Raw genomic sequence first — 18,888 nt, 5'->3', positions numbered from 1 at the left:
TGAGGAAGCCAAGCATCTTTTGAGATCTTAACCAACCGTCATTGGACGGCAACAGTGAAAGATGACAAATCTTGGGTTACTCTCTCCGCAACTGAAGGCGATGGCAGTGCCACCATTCAAGTTAGCATCCCGGAAGGAATCAACGATGAGGCCAACATCGATATTCAAATTTCAAATAAAGTAGGGCCGTTGATGACAGAAACGGTGAAAATTACAAGCGGTAATATCGTGCCGGCAGAAGTAATTTATCACGAAACAGTGGGTAGTACTACCGTAACAAACCCTTATCCCTATGTTGATGCATATGAAGGATGGGCTAAAACCGGTATCGGAGCCGCCAATGTAACATATTCCGGTCAGAAAGCGACCATTAGATCCAGTGGATTGCCCAACAATAATCCGAGTGCCTATGACGGAGCTTCCGGTCCCAATGTTGTCTTTTTCGGTACACTACCCGCAGATTTTGTTATCGGTGACATTGCACTGACAACTGAACAAACCAATCTAAAACTGACGTTTGGTGCAAGCTATTCATACAAAGCAGAAGGAGCTACCGATTATGACAACACCTTCGATCCGAGTAAGTTCACAGTATCACTGAGCGGGGATGGCAATACATGGGTTCCCGTAACTTACACTAAAAATAATGGCGATGCCGAAACACCTTACTGGATTTTTGCAACGGCAAACTTCACACTTAAACAAACTTCAGCCAAATTATACATTAAATTCACTGCATTAGCAGCATCCGCTATCCGTCTTGACGACATCACTTTGTCCACAGGTAATGGAGGTCAGGAAATCGATTTAGGGAATGTTACTCCACCGGAACCGGGAGAAACAAAACCAATTACCATTCCTGAACTTATAGGAATGATGACTACTACGCAGACTCCAGTAGATGCTACCACTGACCGTACATTCGAAGCTGTTGTACAAAGCAATACGGAAGGTGGAAACTATACGAATAACAACCTTGTTCTCGCAACGGAAGGAGCAACTGCGGCAGGCAATGGTATTACTCTCTTCGGAAGTCAAGTAGATCCAGCTACATTACAACTTACGCAGGGAGATAAAGTAAAAGTCACTCTTTATAAAGGCCTTGCTAAAACAGTAAACTACAATGGTATGTACGAAGTAACCGGTTCTCAAACTGACAATTGGGCAAAAGTTGAAAAAATAGGAACAGCAGCTATCACTCCAATTATCATTACCGCAGATAAACTTACAGAATATCAAGGAATGACAGTAACGATAAAGAATGCAACACCTGAAAATGCCGGTATTTGGGGAAGTCAAGATACTCATGCTTTCACTGCGGGTGGCATTACATTCGCTGTATTTTGTAAAGAAGACTCACCGGCATTTGCCAATCAGCCATTTGTAAAAACAGAAAGCGACATCACTGGTTTGGCGGCAGTCTATAAAAACAATAGTCAACTCGTACCGCGTAACCTGCAAGATGTTATCGGTTTTAACTCTACAGATCCTACAATTATCAAAGTGACTCCTTCTCCTGTGAGTTTCCCAGCCACAGGCGGTACCCAAGTTTTAGATGTTGAGATAGCTAATCAAGGAAGTAATACTATCTCTGCCACTGGATTAAGCGGTATATTATCTTCTACAGTAGATGGTAATAAAATCACAGTTGTAGCAGAAGCAAACAACAGTACAGATCCTGAAAATCAAACGTTGTCCATTTCACTTACTAACGGTAATACAGTTACTGTGCCCGTAAGCGTTTCTGGACAAGGTAGTGGAAACCAAACAGTAATTTCTGTAGATTTAACAAACGCAGCCAATTATCCAAGTACATTCCCTAAATTAAAAACGGAAATAAAAGTAGAAGCCCAAACATTCTCATTCGGTGGTTACGATTATGTTTTTGCAGGTTCAACCGGGAATGGTTATTATCAAGCAATGAACAGTAATGTTCCTTATATAATAAACGGAAAACAAGGAGCCTACATCGAATTACCGGCTATCGCAGACAAAAAGTTAACCAAAGTTACCGCTACCACACGTAGCGGAGCATCTACCAACGTCATGGTAGCTATCGTAGACGGTTCTAACACGGAAATTCCTGGTGGAAAAGCGATCAAATGGGATCAGGCAGATGGTAACATGGATTATACTTACAATTTAACAGGAACAGCCATCAATACTAAATATAGAATCTATATTAGTAGCTCTCATAACGCCCAGTTTACAAAATGGGAACTCACTTACGAGTAATTGATGCTTCTCCCCAGCCCTCCCCGCGAGAGAGGGAGCTAAGTTAGTTTTATAACTAATTAATAAACAAGAGTATCTGCTTCCCTCTCCCACGGAGGAGGCTGGGGAGAGGCTTTAAAACAATTTATAAATGACATCAATTCATAAATATTATACAACTGCGATACATACCGCTTTGCTTACAGTGTTGATACTGTGCGTAGGTTCTTGTAGCAGTGATGATCCGGAAGTAGCACAAAGCCCGAATGATGCCTACTGGAAAGTTTCTTCAACGGTAAGCTCATCCGAAGGATCATCAGCAATTATCATAACAGGTACAACAGGAACTGAATGGGATGCAGAAATCACCGAAGGAAGCGGATGGTTCTCGTTCAGCAGTAAAGATTATGCCAACTCTTCCAAACATGGCACAATAAATGACGGATTAAATGTACTGTATGTATATTATAAATCCAACACAGGGAGAAAGCAACGCCAGGCTAAACTATCTCTTCGGTTTGCAGGAGAAGAACCCCAAACCTTCAGCCTTGTTCAAATGGCCGAATCGCAACAGAACTTACCGGCTTTCGGAGCATGGGTAGAACTGCCGGAACGTAAAGAGAATGCAAATTATCAATACGTTACACATTACGGGCCATTAAGTAACAATAAAACAGTCCGTAACTACTCCATTTGCTTCGACAAGACGAAGAAGGCCGCATTATGGGTTGCCTATCCGATACATAATGCCTATCTGACAGGATCGGGCAAGCGGACAGACGCATGGGCGTTTGACCCCATCATCCCCATAGCCTATCAGGCAAACTGCATAGACAAGTCGTATAGAGGTAGCTATGACCGGGGGCATCAATTACCTTCCGCAGACCGTCTGGCGACTAATGAATTGAATGCTCAAACATTCTATATGTCGAATATGACTCCACAATTGAACCGACTCAATCAGGATATGTGGGCCAATCTTGAAAACAAAGTTCGCAACAATAAATGCTCCGATACTTTATATGTAGTAACCGGTGTGTATTTCGATTCAAATGCGACGACGTACGACGGAGCCGGCAATATCGTATCACTCCCGTCAAACTACTATAAGGTATTATTGCGTACCAAAAGTGGTTCGACAGGCAAAGCAATCAAAGATTGTTCGGCAGACGAGCTGATCTCTATCGGATTCTGGGTGGAACATAAATCCTACGGACAGGATATTCCCCGGTCTATTTGCACTAAAGTTGCCGATATCGAGGCCAAAACCGGTTTCACGTTTTTCCCACAAGTATCCGCTTCTGTAAAACAACAAAATAACCCTACGCAGTGGGGAATTAACTAATAACTCTGGCATATGAAAAAGCTATTGATTCCTTCTATTTTCTTTGTGTTACTGATTTCATTCAGTTTCGCACAGAAGCCTTATAAGGTGGTTTTCTATAATCTCGAGAACTTCTTTGATACAATCAATGATCCCGAAGTTCTGGATGACGAGTTCACTCCTGATGGCCCCAAGAAATGGAATACAGCCAAATATAACAAAAAGCTCAACAACACAGAGCGGGTACTTTTTGATATTGCAGCCATCGATAAGAATTATCCGATTGTAATCGGTGTTTCCGAAGTAGAGACCAGAGGCGTGCTGGAAGACATCGTAGCAACGCCCAAACTGGCACCGGCTAATTACCGAATCGCCCATTTTGATTCACCGGAAGCACGTGGTGTGGATGTGGCATTCCTTTACCGACCGGATGTGTTCAAAATAGAAGGACAGTATCCCGTAAAAACAGTCATTCCTTCGCTACCCCATTTCAAAACGCGTGATATCCTTACCATGTGGGGAACGATCGAAGATGAGCCTTTCTTCTTCATGGTAGCACACTGGCCCTCACGTTTGGGAGGCAAAGAAGCTTCGGAGTTTAAACGCATCGCGGTAGGAGAACAAATGCGCAGTATTGCCGACTCCGTGTTACGGGCAAATCCGGCCACCAAAATCATTGCAATGGGAGACTTTAACGATGATCCGACAGACAAGAGCATCGCTCAAGGATTGGGTGCGAAATTCAAACTGAAAGATCTCAAGAAGGGAGATATGTACAATCCATATGCAGACATGCTGAAAGCCGGATTCGGTTCACTGGCTTATGGTGATGCATGGAATATTTTCGACAACATTGTCATGAGTGAGAATCTGGCTAAAGGTTCGACCGGTAAGCTCCAGCTTCAGAAAGCACCCGGCTCCAAATTCTATGGCAATATCTTTAAGCAACGATACATGGTGCAAAAAGAGGGACAATACAAGGGATATCCGTTGCGTACATATGTGGGCAATAATTTTCAGGGAGGTTTCAGTGATCACTTCCCCGTATATATCTATATAGGTAAATAAAAATCTTCAATATTTATGAGAATAAAAACATTTCTGATTATGGTGTTATCTTTGGCTTCGCTGACGGCTTTTGCACAGGGTGGCGGTGTTAAAGGTAAAGTCGTTTCCCGTACAACACGTGCGGCTATCGATGGTGTAAAGGTCACCTTAACACCCGGCGATATTACGACAACAACCGATGCAACCGGTAATTTTGAGATTGATAAATTGGCGAAAGGCGAATACTCACTTACTTTTGAAGCAACCGAATTCGAATCGCTGACCATTGCCGTCCGTGTAGACCAAATGATGAGAGATATCAATCTCGTAATCATGGTACCCGAAAACACAATGATGTTGGACGATGCCGTATTTGCAGAGTTCGATACTGAGACTTTGGATGATGCCCAGTCATTACCTTCATCACTGTCCGCATCAAAAGATGTTTTCAATAACATCGCATCTTATAAATTCAGTGAGATGCGCTTCAATGTCCGTGGTTACGATTCACAATATTCGGATGTCTATATGAACGGTATCCAGCTTAACGATGCTATGACGGGATATACTCCCTGGTCATTGTGGAGCGGCTTGAATGACGCTACCCGTAATCAAGAAATCACCTCCGGATTAAATATGGGTGATATGGGTATCGGTGGCATTGCCGGTACGACCAATATCAACACCCGCCCTTCACAAATGCGTAAAGGATTACGTGCCAGTGTAGTAAACGGTAATTCTATGTATCGTTTCCGTGGCATGCTAACTTATTCATCCGGGCAACAGGACAACGGCTGGTCATATGCCTTTTCCGTTTCAACCCGTCAAGGAGGAAATTCTTACGTAGACGGCGTTTTCTATAACGCTTTCGGCTACTTTGCAGCCGTCGAAAAACAGTTTAACACCCAACATCGTTTAGGACTAACTGTTTTGGGTACTCCTACGGAGCGCGGAGCACAACAGGCCTCTACCCAAGAAGCGTATGACCTGGTAGGCAACAATTACTATAACCCCAACTGGGGATGGCAGGACGGCAAACGCCGTAATGCACGTGTACGTAATTATCACGAGCCCATCGCAATGCTTAATTATACGTTCGATATCACCGATCGTTCTCAATTGAATATTGCCAGTTCCTTACGTTTCGGAAAGAATGGTTATTCTGCACTGACATGGTATGGTGGTCCGGACCCACGTCCCGATTACTATCGCTATCTGCCGAGTTTCTACAATGGCACAGAAATCGGTGCATGGCTCGACGAAGCATGGCGCACCAATACAGACAACATACGCCACATCAATTGGGATCAGTTGTATGACATCAACCGTAATCAGCCGGAGAACTCGCTGTATGGCTCCGGACGCCGTGCCATCAACATGATCGAAGAACGCCATACCGATCAGTTGGACTGGAATTTCTATACACAATTCTCACACCAACTACGCAACAATTCCAAAATCAACGGCGGGATGAACCTTCGTCGCAACCGTACTGAATATTACAGCGAAGTTAAAGACTTATTAGGCGGTGATTACTGGGTGGATGTAGACAAGTTTGCAGAACGTGACATGGGTGGTCTTAATCCGGTTCCTTACCAGAATGATATGGATTATTACCAGCAATACGGTCATGCCCGTGCAGCCAAAGAAGGAGACAAATACAGTTATGACTATTATGGCAATAACCTCACCGCTCGCGCTTGGGCTATGTATGAAACAAGTTTCAAAGGTATTGGTATCAACCTTGGTGGTGAGGTGGGACACTCTACCTTGTGGCGCCATGGTTTATGGAAAAAGGGGTTATTCCTCGATAATTCACAAGGCGACTCCCAAAAGTTGAATTACCTGACGTATAAACTGAAAGCTAATTTCAATTATAAATTCTCGGCAGCCCACTCTATCGATGCCAGTATTATCTATATGCAGGATGCGCCGGCATTCCAGGCGGCATTCGTATCTCCACGTACGCGTAACTCCGTTACTCCGGGTATCTCCGCTGAAAAAGTATTCGGTGTAGACGCATCCTACAACCTGCGTATAGGAGATATCAAGGCACGTGTATCCGGTTATTATACGAAGTTCATGGATCAGACAAAAGTACTGTCATACTATGATGACGTGGAATCCACTTTCTCTAACTTTGCAATGAGCGGTATCGACAAGCGTCACTTCGGTCTGGAAGTAGCTGCTTCTATACCTCTTTATCAAGGATTGTCTTTGAACGGAGCTATCAGTTGGGGGCAGTTTACTTATGATTCCAATCCCGACTATGTACAGATACAGGATAACAGTGGCGAAATCAAAAATCAAGGTAAGGTCTACTGGAAAAACTTCCGTGTAGAAAGCACTCCGCAGACAGCTATGAACATCGGTTTATCCTATCGCAGCCGTAAAAACCTCTATGCTTCCGTAGACTTGAATTACTACAACAATATGTATTTGTCCATGAGTCCGCTCTACCGTACGGACGCTGTTTTATCACGTAATATGACAGAAGAAGACATCCGCGAATTACGCCATCAGGAGAAGTTCGATCCGGCTTGTGTCCTCAATGCCAGCATCGGTAAGAACTGGTACATCAACCGGATCTATACACTTGGATTCAGCCTTGAAGTAAAGAACCTGCTCAATAATCAGGATATCAAGACAGGTGGATATGAGCAAGTACGTCTACTCAAGAACAAAGATGAAAATTATCAGACGTACCAGCCGTTCGATTCGAAATATTTCTATATGTTCGGTACGACCTATTATATGAATATTTATTTCCGGTTCTAAGTAACGTAACGAATAAAAAATGAAAGCTATGAACAAAATATTGAAAATATGCATGATGGCAGCGATCGTATTAGGCTTTACGAGCTGCTATAACGACTTTGACGATCCAGCTCCGGCGAAAGTATGGACTGAAGAGGATTTTGCCAATGAAACTTTGATCTCGATCAAAGACTTCAAGCAACTATTCTACGATGTATACGGCAACGGTGCCGCAAGTTTAGGCAAGACTCTTGAGATCACAGAAGATTACGTTATCCATGGTAAAGTAATCTCAAGCGACCAGGCAGGCAACGTTTATAAATCGGTATATATTTATGATGAAGATTCAGAATCGGCTATCGAACTGAAGCTAATGGTTAGCAACTATGTATTTTATCATCCCGGACAGGAAATATTCGTAAAGACCAAAGGACTGGCAATTGGCTGTTACCGCTATATGTTAAGTGTGGGTGGAATGCCGACAGAAGCGGATATTGCCAAAGGATATGCCAATCGTAATCTTGAAACCCAACTACTGGTTAATGCCCATATTTTTACCGGTGCTTTGGGAGAGTTAAGCAAAAGTGATACATTGGTTGTAAATAAAACCAATTATAAGACAGAACTCAACGATGATGCCTTAGGCCGTCTCGTTCGTTTCGAAGGTCTGGAATACAGAGCAGGAACATTCGATGACGACAAATACCCCCAATATTTAGAAACGACTTATCCGGGTGGTTCAACTACGGCCGTTTATACCAATAAGTATTATGAAGAAGAAGGGTTGACACCGACTTATGCGTATAGTTATAATAATCAGCGCTACTATGGTTCGTCCTGGTTCTCGTACAACGAAGGCAATCCTACCTCGACAGGTAATTACATTGTACGTGTAAGCGGTTATGCAAACTTCGCACTTCAACCGTTGCCGGAAAATGGAAAGACAGGGGATATTACAGCCATTTACACAAAGTATTCATCAAAATCAGGAGGATTTATCAAATACCAACTACTGGTAAATAGCATGAACGATATTCAATTCTGATAGAAATGCTCAATAAAGAAATAAATTTCCGAAAATAAAAAAGTCCGGGTGTACATCGCCCGGACTTTTTTATTCCCATAAATATCAACGGATTACAATAGATAGAAAATCAATAACAACACAGCATTTATTGCCACTACACACCCGAATCCTCCTAAAATCCACGGACGCAGCTTACTCTCTTTCCCGGAAAAAAACAAGGCATAACACATGTTCACCAGAATATTGCTCACAATAGCCTGCATACTACAAGCCGTAACAACCAACACAGCCACACTGCCCGTATTTTGCAGCAAGTTCAAGATAAAAGGAGTAATATCACTAAAACCGGAAACAAACGATAAAAGATTCAACCCTCCCGTACCGGCATAAATCAAAGTATAGTGAGTAAGCACCGTAAAAACGACAAATAACCCCGCAAAGATCAAAGCAACTTTGAACTCCAACGGATTGCTGCTGTCCTCTTCTTCATCCAGACTTTCGGTACCATCCGTTTTCTTCCGCCGGGAATGAATAAACCAGGCAACAGCAGCAGCTACCAAAGCCATAATAAGCAAATAAGGATAGATACTGACAAATATCTCACGACTAAAAATAAAAATAAGTATCATAAATCGCAAGAACATCATACTTACAGCCAACAACATGGCAGCCACATACTCCGTAGCCTGTTCGGAATGCGCATTACGGCTTTTACGTGCCAATACAGAGATGGTGGCCGTACTGCTATACAATCCGCCGATGATACCGGAAACCAATACTCCCGACTCACGGAACACATAACGCTTTAATAGATAAGACAGATACGAGATACCGGAAACCACCACCGTAGCCAACCATATGGAATAGGGAGTCAGATTGATATCCGGAATGATGTTCTTGTCGGGCAACATCGGCAAAATGATTCCACTGATAGCCAAAAACTTGGCAAGAGTGATCATCTCGTCATTCTTCATACGCTGGGCAAACTCAGTAAAGGTATGCTTCAATTCTGTCAGTAACAATACAGTCACAATTACCATCACGTAAAACCACGATGGCTGCGTGTCTACAATGGGAGCAATACAATAAGTAATCAGGGCTATTATAATAGTAGTAATCCCGAAAACATGAAATTGAGACTGCTTGACGTAATAGTTCAGCCCGAGCAATATCCCCAAAATCAAACCGCCCCCCATAAAGAGACGCATATCTGCTTTATCAAGAATATAAAGCAGATATCCCAATATACCGATAAAAGTAAAAGTACGGTCTGTACCGAAAAGCGTGGTTTCTCCTTCTCGTTTCAGACTGATTCTACGCTGCGACAAACCGATAAGAAGAGAAAATAAAGTCACCAAAATAAAGGTAACCAACTCGCGCGGCAGATAATTATATAATTGTTCCATACACTGTTCTTTTGAATGCGAACAAATATACAGATTATTTTTAGAGTTACCAGATTGTATACGGCTTTTTCATTAGCTGTGAATTATAGTAACGGACATCCCCCGTCACCTCTTGACCGATAAAAGCAGGCTTCACAAAAGCTTCATCCTCTGTACTCAATTCAACTTCCGCCACTACAAGCCCCTCATTCTCACCATAAAATTCATCCACTTCAAAAACATGCGCCCCGCTACGGACCAAATAACGGGTTTTATCAATCACTCCCGGCTCACAAAGTTTCATCAATTCTTCGGCCTCGTTCAACGGCAACTCTCTCTCCCACTCATAACGGCTGGTTCCGGAAGCATTAGAAGCCCCCTTAATAGTAAGATACCCTTTACCATCACGGATTCGTACCCGTACCGTCCTTCCCCGGGCACTGCTTATGTATCCCTGTATAATACGACTTTGCGCAAAAGCCTGCGATTTATAATCTCCCGAAACGAGAAATTTACGTTCAATTTCCTGTGCCATGCTGCAAAAGTAGGAATGAATAATGAATAATGAACAATGAAATTAATTTATTTTCCAGCATCATCGCTCCTAAATCATCATTCATAAATCATACAACTCAAAACCGTGTCATAAATTCAATCACTAACTTATCCTGTTCGGACGGATCGGGTATTCCTCCACTTTTATAAAAATACTTTTCGTAGTTCAAGCGTATATCGGCTATAAAAGATTTGGAGAAGCTGAAAGTCAAACCGCCTGTCACACGATGGCGTGCATAATCGGTTATGGCCAACTTATTCGGTTCCGTTTCAGACGTTGTTATTCCATCACTATGATCCGTCATCATATCATAACGTGCCAGAAAAGACATCTTATGAAAAAAGCGGCGAAGCGGAATATCATAAATAGCGAAACTATTGACAGAATGCATATTCTTAAAAGCGTCATGTCCATACGTCTTATACAAATATTCCGCTTCTATATGGAATTTATCAGTTTCATAATAAATTCCGGCATCGTACATATTGACGCGTACCTCGGCAGGTTTCATCATTTGGGTACTCAGCGTAAGATTCCATCCCTTCGCAAACCAAAGTTGCCCTTTCAAAGAATAATTCAATGTTTTATGCCACTCCTTCTGTTCTGTCAGTCCGGAGCCATTGAACAACCCGCCTTCAAGGATGAACGGCAAAGATGCATCTTTGCGTGTATAAGCCAGAGTGGCCCCGACATCACGTACATCACCAACCTGTTTTCCAATAAACGAACGGTTAGCGAAAAAGCGTACATGCGGCGAACGGTGCGCATCAATCGTAAAAGGAACCCTCATCTGTCCGATCGTAAAGTTGACATGCTTTATTGGGAAAATACGAGTATAAGCATCCAGCATACGGATTTTTCCCTGATCGGACAGATCTATTTCCGCTTTATAAGCCACGATCGGAAGCACATTGCCTGTCAAACTGAAACGGGCATTCCGTACTTGAAAACGACTTTCGTCAGTTGCCGTCTGATATTCGTATTTTGCACGGATCGTTCCATGGATTGCCGGTAAATAGTCGTGCAATTCCATCTTCTCCTTATCCAGTTTTTTCCCATCTACCACTTCTTCGTTTACTTGTGCCAAAGCTGTTGTCGTCAGCAGTAATCCTGCCCCAATCGTAACCAATATTCTCATCAGGTTTATAACTTAATATTTTGGTGCAAAAGTAACGATGCCCCCATACACCCTTATGACAAACAGGTTACAAATGTATTACACATTACAAATAGATTACGAAGTACAATAACAGTTCCATCAGACAGCAAACAACAGCATCGACAAATATATCATAAAAAAAGCGCCCCTCACAGGACGCTTCCATTCATCTTACTCGGCTACCATTATTTTCGCAACCCGATTATCCGCCTTAACCAGATAAACGCCATTCGGAAGTACTACACGACAATTTTTCTGATGATTCGCCTGGAACAACTGCTTTCCTTCCAGATCAAAAACAGCTACACTTTCACAACTATCCGACAGAAAGAGGTGGCCTTTCCGATAATAAACAAAATTTTCCGTAGTCACATCTCCAATACCGGTAGCATTCAGTACGGTCAGAGTCCCATCTCCTTCGAAATAACCGGGGTGAGTGCCGACACTATACGTTCCGGGCACTTGTTTTACACCGTTCAGATACAATTCGGCTACACTGCCGTTTGTATTCATAACCGCCTTTCCTCCTTCATTCAATTTTAAAACAGCACAGTCACCGGCAGCTCCCACATGATTAAAAACCACCCGATTACCTTTACCAATTTGTATTTCACCATTACCCAAAGCATATGCGGCATCTCCTTGTACCCCAATTACCGATCCCTCGGTACGTGGACTGTTGGTAATACTCCAAACACCGGTAAAACCACTGTTATCACCCTTCAACACAAGAATGGCACTATTCACCGTTTTTGCATCATTTGCCACAGTAACCGTCGACTTTCCATCTACATCTCCCTGTAGTGTAAGCGTATTTACCGTACCACCGCCACTTAGTTTAAACGATACTTCCCCATTGATATGAACAGGGCTGTTCCAACCGAAATCACTGCTGCCACTGGCATAACTCATACTCGTACCGCCTGCCATATAGAGTTCTTTAATCTTACTGGCTGTTTTTCTCAAACGAATGTTATTAGCATTAAGATACATCACTACCGGAAAATTATCTGTTGATGCTTCTATTTCGGAATCAACAAGAATAGTATCTCCTTCAACCGGTAAAATAGCCGGAGTATAATTGGCGGCAACCTCCCAATTTTTATTTGCCTGCGGAGTCCACTGAAAAGCATAATCAGGATGGACAACCGCCAAAGTACCCTCTCCCTCCAGATAGGCCGGCAATTTAGTAGCAGTATACGTTCCCTCTGCCAATAATTTACCACCGGTATATACCTCACTCAAAGAAGCATCCGTATCCAGAATTAATTTACCGCCTTCGGCAATATTCAGTTTGGTTTTGTGATACAGGCAATCACCGCCTGCCAATCGAAGTCCGGCTTCCGCAGCAACATCGATATTACCGGTTCCGGCTGCATTCTTACCATGGACAGTTACCTCACCTGCTTTTATATCCAGATTTCCGGTCCAGGTATCATTCACTCCCTGTATAAACAGTTTTCCGGTTTCTGTTTTGCTTAAAGTGCCTTCGCCATCTATATTTCCTATAAGAACGAGATTACCGGCCACTTCCGCAGTCACATCCGACACCAATGAGATGCCTCCGGTAGTTAAAGTTACCCCTTCCGATCTGTTTTTTATTACTGCACCGTTGAAAGACAATTTTCCCTTCAGATTCGAAGTAGCAGAAACCAATGCTGTCGTTCCCTCTTCAAGAGTGATATTACCGGCAAAATCTCCCCCATCAAAATCTATCGTGCCATGAGCCACAATTCCCTGATCCTGTTCTTTCGGTGTCCCGGCAGGATTCCAGTTATTAGGCTGATTCCAAGAATTTGATTCGGCACCTGTCCATTCGTAAATATTACTTACAGGAACAAATATGTAGGTCTTCCCGGCTTCCGTTTCAATATCATACACAGTGGTTTCTATCAAATCCAGTGTGGGAATCTTGGTAATATCTTTAATTACCGGTTCGGGTATTTCATAAACACTGTTCAGTGAATTGCTGTTATCACCCTCTGCTACCTTCATCGTGAAACTATCTCCCGGTCTCAGAGGAGTAGCAGTGCGCAAACGCAAATTGCCTCCTATGCCGGATTTAACCGTTACAGATACGATTTTACCCCACTTCCACTGCATATCCACAATCTCAAATCCTCCTCTGGCTTTCAAACCGGTTACTTTGCCTTCCGACCATACATCCGGTAACGCCGGCAATAAATGCACAGCCCCGTCATGGCTCTGTACCAACATCTCTGCAATACCGGCACAGCACCCGAAATTACCATCTATCTGGAAAGGCGGATGTGCATCGAACATATTGGCATAAGTTCCTCCATTCGCATCCGAAATAGTAACATTCGGATCCTTCAGTTTCAACTGATTCTGAATCAGTTGATAGGCATGATTACCATCCTGTAACCGGGCCCACAAACAAACTTTCCAACCCATAGACCACCCACGGCTCTCATCCCCACGTCCTACCAATGACTTCTTTACAGCCTGGAACAGGGCAGAATTAGTATAGGGAGAAATCTGAGTACCGGGAAACATACCCCACAAATGAGAGACATGACGATGTCCGGAACTCTCTCTGTCCCAATCTTCAAGCCACTCCTGCAACTGTCCGTATTTACCTACATGCATCGGCGGCAACTGTTCTTTCAACTCTTTCAAATCGGCAACAAATCCTTTATCCGTGTTCAATATTTCAGCAGCCTCAATGGTGTTGCGAAGCAGATCGTATACCATCTGATTATCCATGGTCACCCCACTAAAAATAGCCGCATTCTGTTTGCTACCACTATCATCGGTATACGAAAACAATCCCGGATGATTCTCCGGAGAATTGGAGGGTGACACAACTTTGTAACCGGTATTCGGATCTGTAATCAGAAAATCCTGATAAAATTCGCTGGCGCTCTTCAGAACCGGATAGATCTCTGCCAAAAACTCTTTGTCTCCAGTAAACAAATAATGTTCCCACAAATGAAAACAGAACCAAGCATTGCAGGTAGGCCACACACCGCATGCCGATTTGTCCACCGCCCCGGTAGAACGCCAGATATCCGTATTGTGATGAAGCGTCCATCCGCGACAACCATACATTTTACCGGCCGATTCTTCTCCGGTCACACTGACATCTTTCACCATCTGCAAAAAAGGATTATGACATTCACTCAGATTCGTGACTTCGGCTGGCCAATAATTCATTTCAACATTTATATTGGCCGTATATTTACTATCCCACGCCGGATACTGCCCGGCATTCGGATTCCAGATTCCCTGCAAATTAGCCGGTTGTGTTCCCGGCTGTGAACTGGAAATAAGCAGATAACGCCCAAACTGAAAATACAAGGCGGCCAATGAAGGATCATTTACTGTAGAAAACTCTTCAATCCGTACATCGGTAGGTTTCTTTTCCTGTTCACTGTTATTGCCCAGATTCAGAGTAACACGTCCGAACTGCTCTTGATATTTCGCAATATGATCCGCTTTGGCCTGCTCGTAATCCTTGTCAAATTTATCAAGATACTCTTTGGCACGTGCTTCACTATCGGCACTGATATCTTTATAACTAACAAAATTGGTAGCTGTCGAGATATAAATACAAGCACTATTGGCATCCGTAACATTCAAGCTACTGTTTGCCGCCGTCTGACTACCTCCATCAGCAACGACCTTTATCAATGAATGGGCATGCAACAGATTAGGAATATTTTCTTCCGTCTTTTTCCCACCTTCAGTGTAAACAGACAGCATGTTATCGGCTCCTTCCACCAGCTTAACAGTCACCTTGGTACGATTTGTTTTCAACGGGCCGACAAAAGAGGTTTTAAAAGTCACCTTGCCCGGTTGGTCAGCCGAAATTTTAATAATAATCAACTGATCTGCCAATGAAGTAAAAACCTCACGGGTATAGTTCACCCCATCTACCGTATAGGTTATTTTGGCAACCGCATTGGAAAGATCCAATTCACGATAATAATTAGACGGTGTTTTGTGGTTTTCGGGAAAATCGAGCAACAGATTACCGATTGACTCATAAATCATCCCGTGACCGGTGATATTCCGGTCTGCAATAATATTAGCCAATGCTAACTTTTGAGCCTCTGCATACTCACCATTATTAATATAATTCCGGATATCTTCCAAATGCGTAAGTGCATTCGGATTCGCATTGTTATAAGGACTACCCGACCAATAGGTATCCTCGTTAATCTGAATAGTATCCTGTGAAGCGATACCATAAACCATTGCTCCTAACCGCCCGTTTCCCAAGGGCAAAGCTTCCACCCAATAATCGGCAGGACGATCATACCATAACTTAAGATCTTGTGCCGACATATTTCCGGTACACAGACCTACTACTAACAGCAGTAAACTTTTCATCAGTACATGTTTTCTCATGGATAAAATACATTTTAATAGTTAACCATGAGGCAAAGTTATCCAACGAAAACCTCCCCAACCGGGTAAAAACGTTTCTAAAAAAGGGTAAAATCATATATCCACCCATAAAAACCAATATTTATAAATTCGATTTATTGATCAAAAACAGCAGTAATCACACCTCAAAAGTCCCCTTTTCAAACACCCTCAAATACAAATCCTTTTTACCAACCAACATCAGGCTCCAAAAAGATAACGAACTAACAATAAACAAGTTATCTACAAAAGTATCACATACCCCTTCAAAACCGAACAAAAATTAGCAATGAAATAATCCTCCTTTCGGAAGAAATAGTCCACCTCCCAATGGAAAAGCTTAACAGCCTCAACCTGATATAAAAACCATGTGAAATAAAAGTTTTCCCAAAATCGAGTTCAACCTTTAAAATAACCATCATCAATGATGACAGCCAGCCAATTGGTATATTGGCATATTGGCGCATTGCCCAATTATTCCTGTTCTTTCAAATAAGTAGTAGGCACCTTGCCGGTTTCTTTCTTGAAAACCCGGCTAAAGTATTTCGGGTCACAAAAACCAGTCATGTCCGCTATCTCCGCAATCGTATACTTTTGCGACTTCAACAAGCGTTCCGCTTCCCTTATCCGAATATCCTTTATAAATTGTGCAGGAGTCTTATTCACACTTTCTTTCATCCGCCGATACAACAAAGAACGGCTGAGTCCCAAATACTCTCCTAAGAAATCGACTGTAAGATTATCATTGGCTATATTTTGCCGGACAAAATCTTCTGCTTTATGAAGAAATCGCTCATCTTCCTCTTCTTTCAAACCGACTGTTTGCCCGTCCACTGTTCCGGACGATATATCGAAATTTATCTGCCGCCGCCTTTTCCTGTAATAAATGACCAAACAGAGCGATACAAGTAATACGACGGCGAATCCGGCATACAACATTTTCCTCTTAAACGGCGGATTGATATCGATAGACAAAGTAGTAATCTCTGTACTCCAAATTCCTTTGCTATCGGTATATTGTACCTCTAATAAATATTCCCCATTTTTAAGCCCGTTCAGAACAATCGGCTCTCTTTCCGCCAAAGGTATCCAAACGGAATCCGGATTCAACCGATATTTATACTGCATTTTCCCCATATAGCCATAATCCAACACAATGGGGGAAATGCGGATCTCCTGCCCTTCAGATGCCTCTATTTCCGTTATATCCGTGTGTAGATGTAATGTATCTACAAGAATTTCTTTCCAACAAAAGGAGGGATTATTTTTCGACAAGTCATTCAAATGCATGGTAAGATAGCCATCCACTGTCCCCACCCAAAGAGTACGTTCCCGGATAAAAGCCGCCGCTTCTGAAAAGGTCATATTCCTGCCAAAATAATTACTCCCAAAAATCTGGACCTGCTGGCCTGCCGAATATTTGAAAAAAGAATCATCCTTAATAAAGTAAAGAACCCCGTCCGTATCTTCTGCAACAGACAGAACGATCTCCGATGAGACGGAGGGTATTTTGAAAGATTCCAATTCCCATTTGCCATTTCGGATAACGAGTTTATGCAATCCGAAGCCCATCGTTGAAACATAGACCGTACCATCCTGTGCGGCATATATATAAGAACAATCGTAGTGGCACAACCGTTGTTCCAATCGTCCGTCCTTATCGTATATCAACAATCCTTTCTTGGAAGCCACCGCTATATGACCATCAATCATAGTGATATGCCTTATTCCGGCAACCGTATCCACCCTCTGTGGAAGAGAATCGTAGTTAGGTTGCCAGGCTATCTTATACAATCCATTATGGTACGTTCCTATCCAAAGATTTTGCCGGTCATCAAAAGCAAACGAATAAATACTGGAATCTCCCTCAAAATCAGTCCAACGGCGAATCTCATACCGGCCTTCTTCCTTTGGAGTAAGCATAAACAGTCCGCCCCCTTTACTCGCCATCCAGACATTTCCGTGCCGTAATTCCATCGAATAAATGTTTGCCCCAAAAGAGACAGGTTCTCTTTGTATATCTCCCCGGGGAGATAAATATCCGATAAAATTCCGGTGCAGGTCATACATGTAGATCCGTCCATTCTTACCAGCCAGCCAGAATTCCTTTTCCATATGCAAGAAAGCACGAATCTCCGTCGCATAGATAGGAGAATCCGTATCCTGTATATGTGTATAGTACTGGTACTGCTCATTTGGAAAACTTATCTTATAAAGGACATCGTTGCAATTGACCCACAAATTACCATTACGATCGGTACAGGAAGCATGCAAAGTAGTACTTAAATCTTTCTTGGTAGGTACGGATAAGAAAAATGTGTTTCTGCTATCGGAGATCGTTATACCATTTTGTACCGCTTTTAAAACATATGGATTCTTTATCTGTTTTTTAGGGAAAGCCTGAGAAGCCGGCACGGAGAATCTTTTTGTTACCGGATCAAACAGATAACATTTATTTTGTGGTGTCCGGCAAAGAATCCCTCCATTCTCCGTTTCGGCTATCGAACCGAGCCTTCCGATCAGTTGCCCGTCATCCAGTTTATTATAAGTAGAAAACTCACAACCGTCATATTGGCATAACCCATTCCAAGTAGCCATCCACAAATATCCTTTCCTATCTTGCAAAATATCCCGGACAACGCGGTGAGACAGTCCATCGGCCGTGGTATATATCTGATAATGTGTAATATTCCCGGCCAGTACATTAAAACCGGACAACAGATAAAAGACGAAAAGCAACAGGAAATATCTACACATTCTACAAACATTATAAAGAATAAACAAGAAGGAGGCTGTACTCAAACCGCACAGCCTCCATTAATTGTAAAATCTGCTCTTCAACTCACGAAAGAAAAACCTATAATCATGGCAAGTGCCAAAATGACGAGTGAAATAGAAATGATCTTGATCACACGTTTTGCCTGTTCTTCCTCCTTTTTGGTGTGTGTTACTTTTTTCTTATTCTTACCCATATGTTTTTAGCTTTAAAGTTCAACGCTAACAAAGCTAAGAATAATTATTCAAACC

The 18,888-nt window shown here is 42.6% G+C and carries 11 protein-coding genes; 5 read left to right on the top strand and 6 right to left on the bottom strand.

Annotated elements, in window-relative coordinates; all coding sequences use genetic code 11:
* Window positions 1-54 precede the first annotated feature (54 nt).
* The 5 genes from QVP90_RS01415 to QVP90_RS01395 all read left to right on the top strand — a co-directional run bounded on the left by QVP90_RS01415 (window position 55) and on the right by QVP90_RS01395 (window position 8,387).
* Complete coding sequence (locus QVP90_RS01415) at window positions 55-2,235, top strand: DUF5689 domain-containing protein (RefSeq protein WP_288203713.1); 2,181 nt, start codon at window positions 55-57, stop codon at window positions 2,233-2,235.
* 130 nt (window positions 2,236-2,365) lie between these two features.
* Complete coding sequence (locus QVP90_RS01410; RefSeq protein ID WP_021935480.1) at window positions 2,366-3,559, top strand: DNA/RNA non-specific endonuclease; 1,194 nt, start codon at window positions 2,366-2,368, stop codon at window positions 3,557-3,559.
* Between the two features lie 12 nt (window positions 3,560-3,571).
* The gene (locus QVP90_RS01405; protein ID WP_005927031.1) at window positions 3,572-4,606 is read left to right on the top strand and encodes an endonuclease/exonuclease/phosphatase family protein; all 1,035 of its coding nucleotides are present in this window, start codon (window positions 3,572-3,574) and stop codon (window positions 4,604-4,606) included.
* A 15-nt stretch (window positions 4,607-4,621) separates the two neighbouring features.
* Entirely contained in the window at window positions 4,622-7,363 is a 2,742-nt protein-coding gene (locus tag QVP90_RS01400; RefSeq protein WP_007479079.1) for a carboxypeptidase-like regulatory domain-containing protein, read from the top strand.
* A gap of 28 nt (window positions 7,364-7,391) precedes the next feature.
* Window positions 7,392-8,387, top strand: coding sequence for a DUF5689 domain-containing protein (locus QVP90_RS01395; protein ID WP_007479080.1), 996 nt, complete (start codon window positions 7,392-7,394; stop codon window positions 8,385-8,387).
* 92 nt (window positions 8,388-8,479) lie between these two features.
* Here QVP90_RS01395 and QVP90_RS01390 read toward each other — a convergent pair whose 3' ends face one another.
* The 6 genes from QVP90_RS01390 to QVP90_RS01365 form a co-directional block, all read right to left on the bottom strand.
* A complete protein-coding gene (locus tag QVP90_RS01390; protein WP_005927038.1) occupies window positions 8,480-9,775 on the bottom strand; it encodes an MgtC/SapB family protein in 1,296 nt (431 codons plus the stop codon).
* 46 nt (window positions 9,776-9,821) lie between these two features.
* Window positions 9,822-10,289 carry a CYTH domain-containing protein gene (locus QVP90_RS01385; protein ID WP_005927041.1) on the bottom strand — a complete coding sequence of 156 codons (468 nt, stop codon included), beginning with the start codon at window positions 10,287-10,289 and terminating at the stop codon, window positions 9,822-9,824.
* Window positions 10,290-10,386: 97 nt separating this feature from the next.
* Window positions 10,387-11,448 (bottom strand): porin, encoded by a 1,062-nt coding sequence (locus tag QVP90_RS01380; RefSeq protein ID WP_007479081.1) that lies wholly within the window; start codon window positions 11,446-11,448, stop codon window positions 10,387-10,389.
* A 192-nt stretch (window positions 11,449-11,640) separates the two neighbouring features.
* Window positions 11,641-15,843 (bottom strand): glycoside hydrolase family 95 protein, encoded by a 4,203-nt coding sequence (locus QVP90_RS01375; protein ID WP_021935479.1) that lies wholly within the window; start codon window positions 15,841-15,843, stop codon window positions 11,641-11,643.
* A 492-nt stretch (window positions 15,844-16,335) separates the two neighbouring features.
* Complete coding sequence (locus QVP90_RS01370) at window positions 16,336-18,618, bottom strand: helix-turn-helix domain-containing protein (RefSeq protein ID WP_264380819.1); 2,283 nt, start codon at window positions 18,616-18,618, stop codon at window positions 16,336-16,338.
* Window positions 18,619-18,698: 80 nt separating this feature from the next.
* Window positions 18,699-18,833, bottom strand: a complete 135-nt coding sequence (locus QVP90_RS01365) for a hypothetical protein (protein ID WP_005927054.1) — start codon at window positions 18,831-18,833, stop codon at window positions 18,699-18,701.
* Window positions 18,834-18,888: the final 55 nt, after the last annotated feature.

The sequence above is a fragment of the Bacteroides sp. CAG:189 genome (genome assembly GCF_000432295.1).
In the GTDB taxonomy this organism is placed as follows: Bacteria; Bacteroidota; Bacteroidia; order Bacteroidales; family Bacteroidaceae; genus Bacteroides; species Bacteroides salyersiae.
This window is presented reverse-complemented; position numbering and strand designations above follow the sequence as displayed.

Excerpts from the sequence above, each read along its gene's own strand:
- QVP90_RS01375 (WP_021935479.1), bottom strand. The coding sequence starts at position 15,843 with ATGAGAAAACATGTACTGATGAAAAGTTTACTGCTGTTAGTAGTAGGT.
- QVP90_RS01385 (WP_005927041.1), bottom strand. The coding sequence starts at position 10,289 with ATGGCACAGGAAATTGAACGTAAATTTCTCGTTTCGGGAGATTATAAA.
- QVP90_RS01395 (WP_007479080.1), top strand. The coding sequence starts at position 7,392 with ATGAACAAAATATTGAAAATATGCATGATGGCAGCGATCGTATTAGGC.
- QVP90_RS01405 (WP_005927031.1), top strand. The coding sequence starts at position 3,572 with ATGAAAAAGCTATTGATTCCTTCTATTTTCTTTGTGTTACTGATTTCA.
- QVP90_RS01365 (WP_005927054.1), bottom strand. The coding sequence starts at position 18,833 with ATGGGTAAGAATAAGAAAAAAGTAACACACACCAAAAAGGAGGAAGAA.
- QVP90_RS01400 (WP_007479079.1), top strand. The coding sequence starts at position 4,622 with ATGAGAATAAAAACATTTCTGATTATGGTGTTATCTTTGGCTTCGCTG.
- QVP90_RS01390 (WP_005927038.1), bottom strand. The coding sequence starts at position 9,775 with ATGGAACAATTATATAATTATCTGCCGCGCGAGTTGGTTACCTTTATT.
- QVP90_RS01380 (WP_007479081.1), bottom strand. The coding sequence starts at position 11,448 with ATGAGAATATTGGTTACGATTGGGGCAGGATTACTGCTGACGACAACA.
- QVP90_RS01410 (WP_021935480.1), top strand. The coding sequence starts at position 2,366 with ATGACATCAATTCATAAATATTATACAACTGCGATACATACCGCTTTG.
- QVP90_RS01370 (WP_264380819.1), bottom strand. The coding sequence starts at position 18,618 with ATGTGTAGATATTTCCTGTTGCTTTTCGTCTTTTATCTGTTGTCCGGT.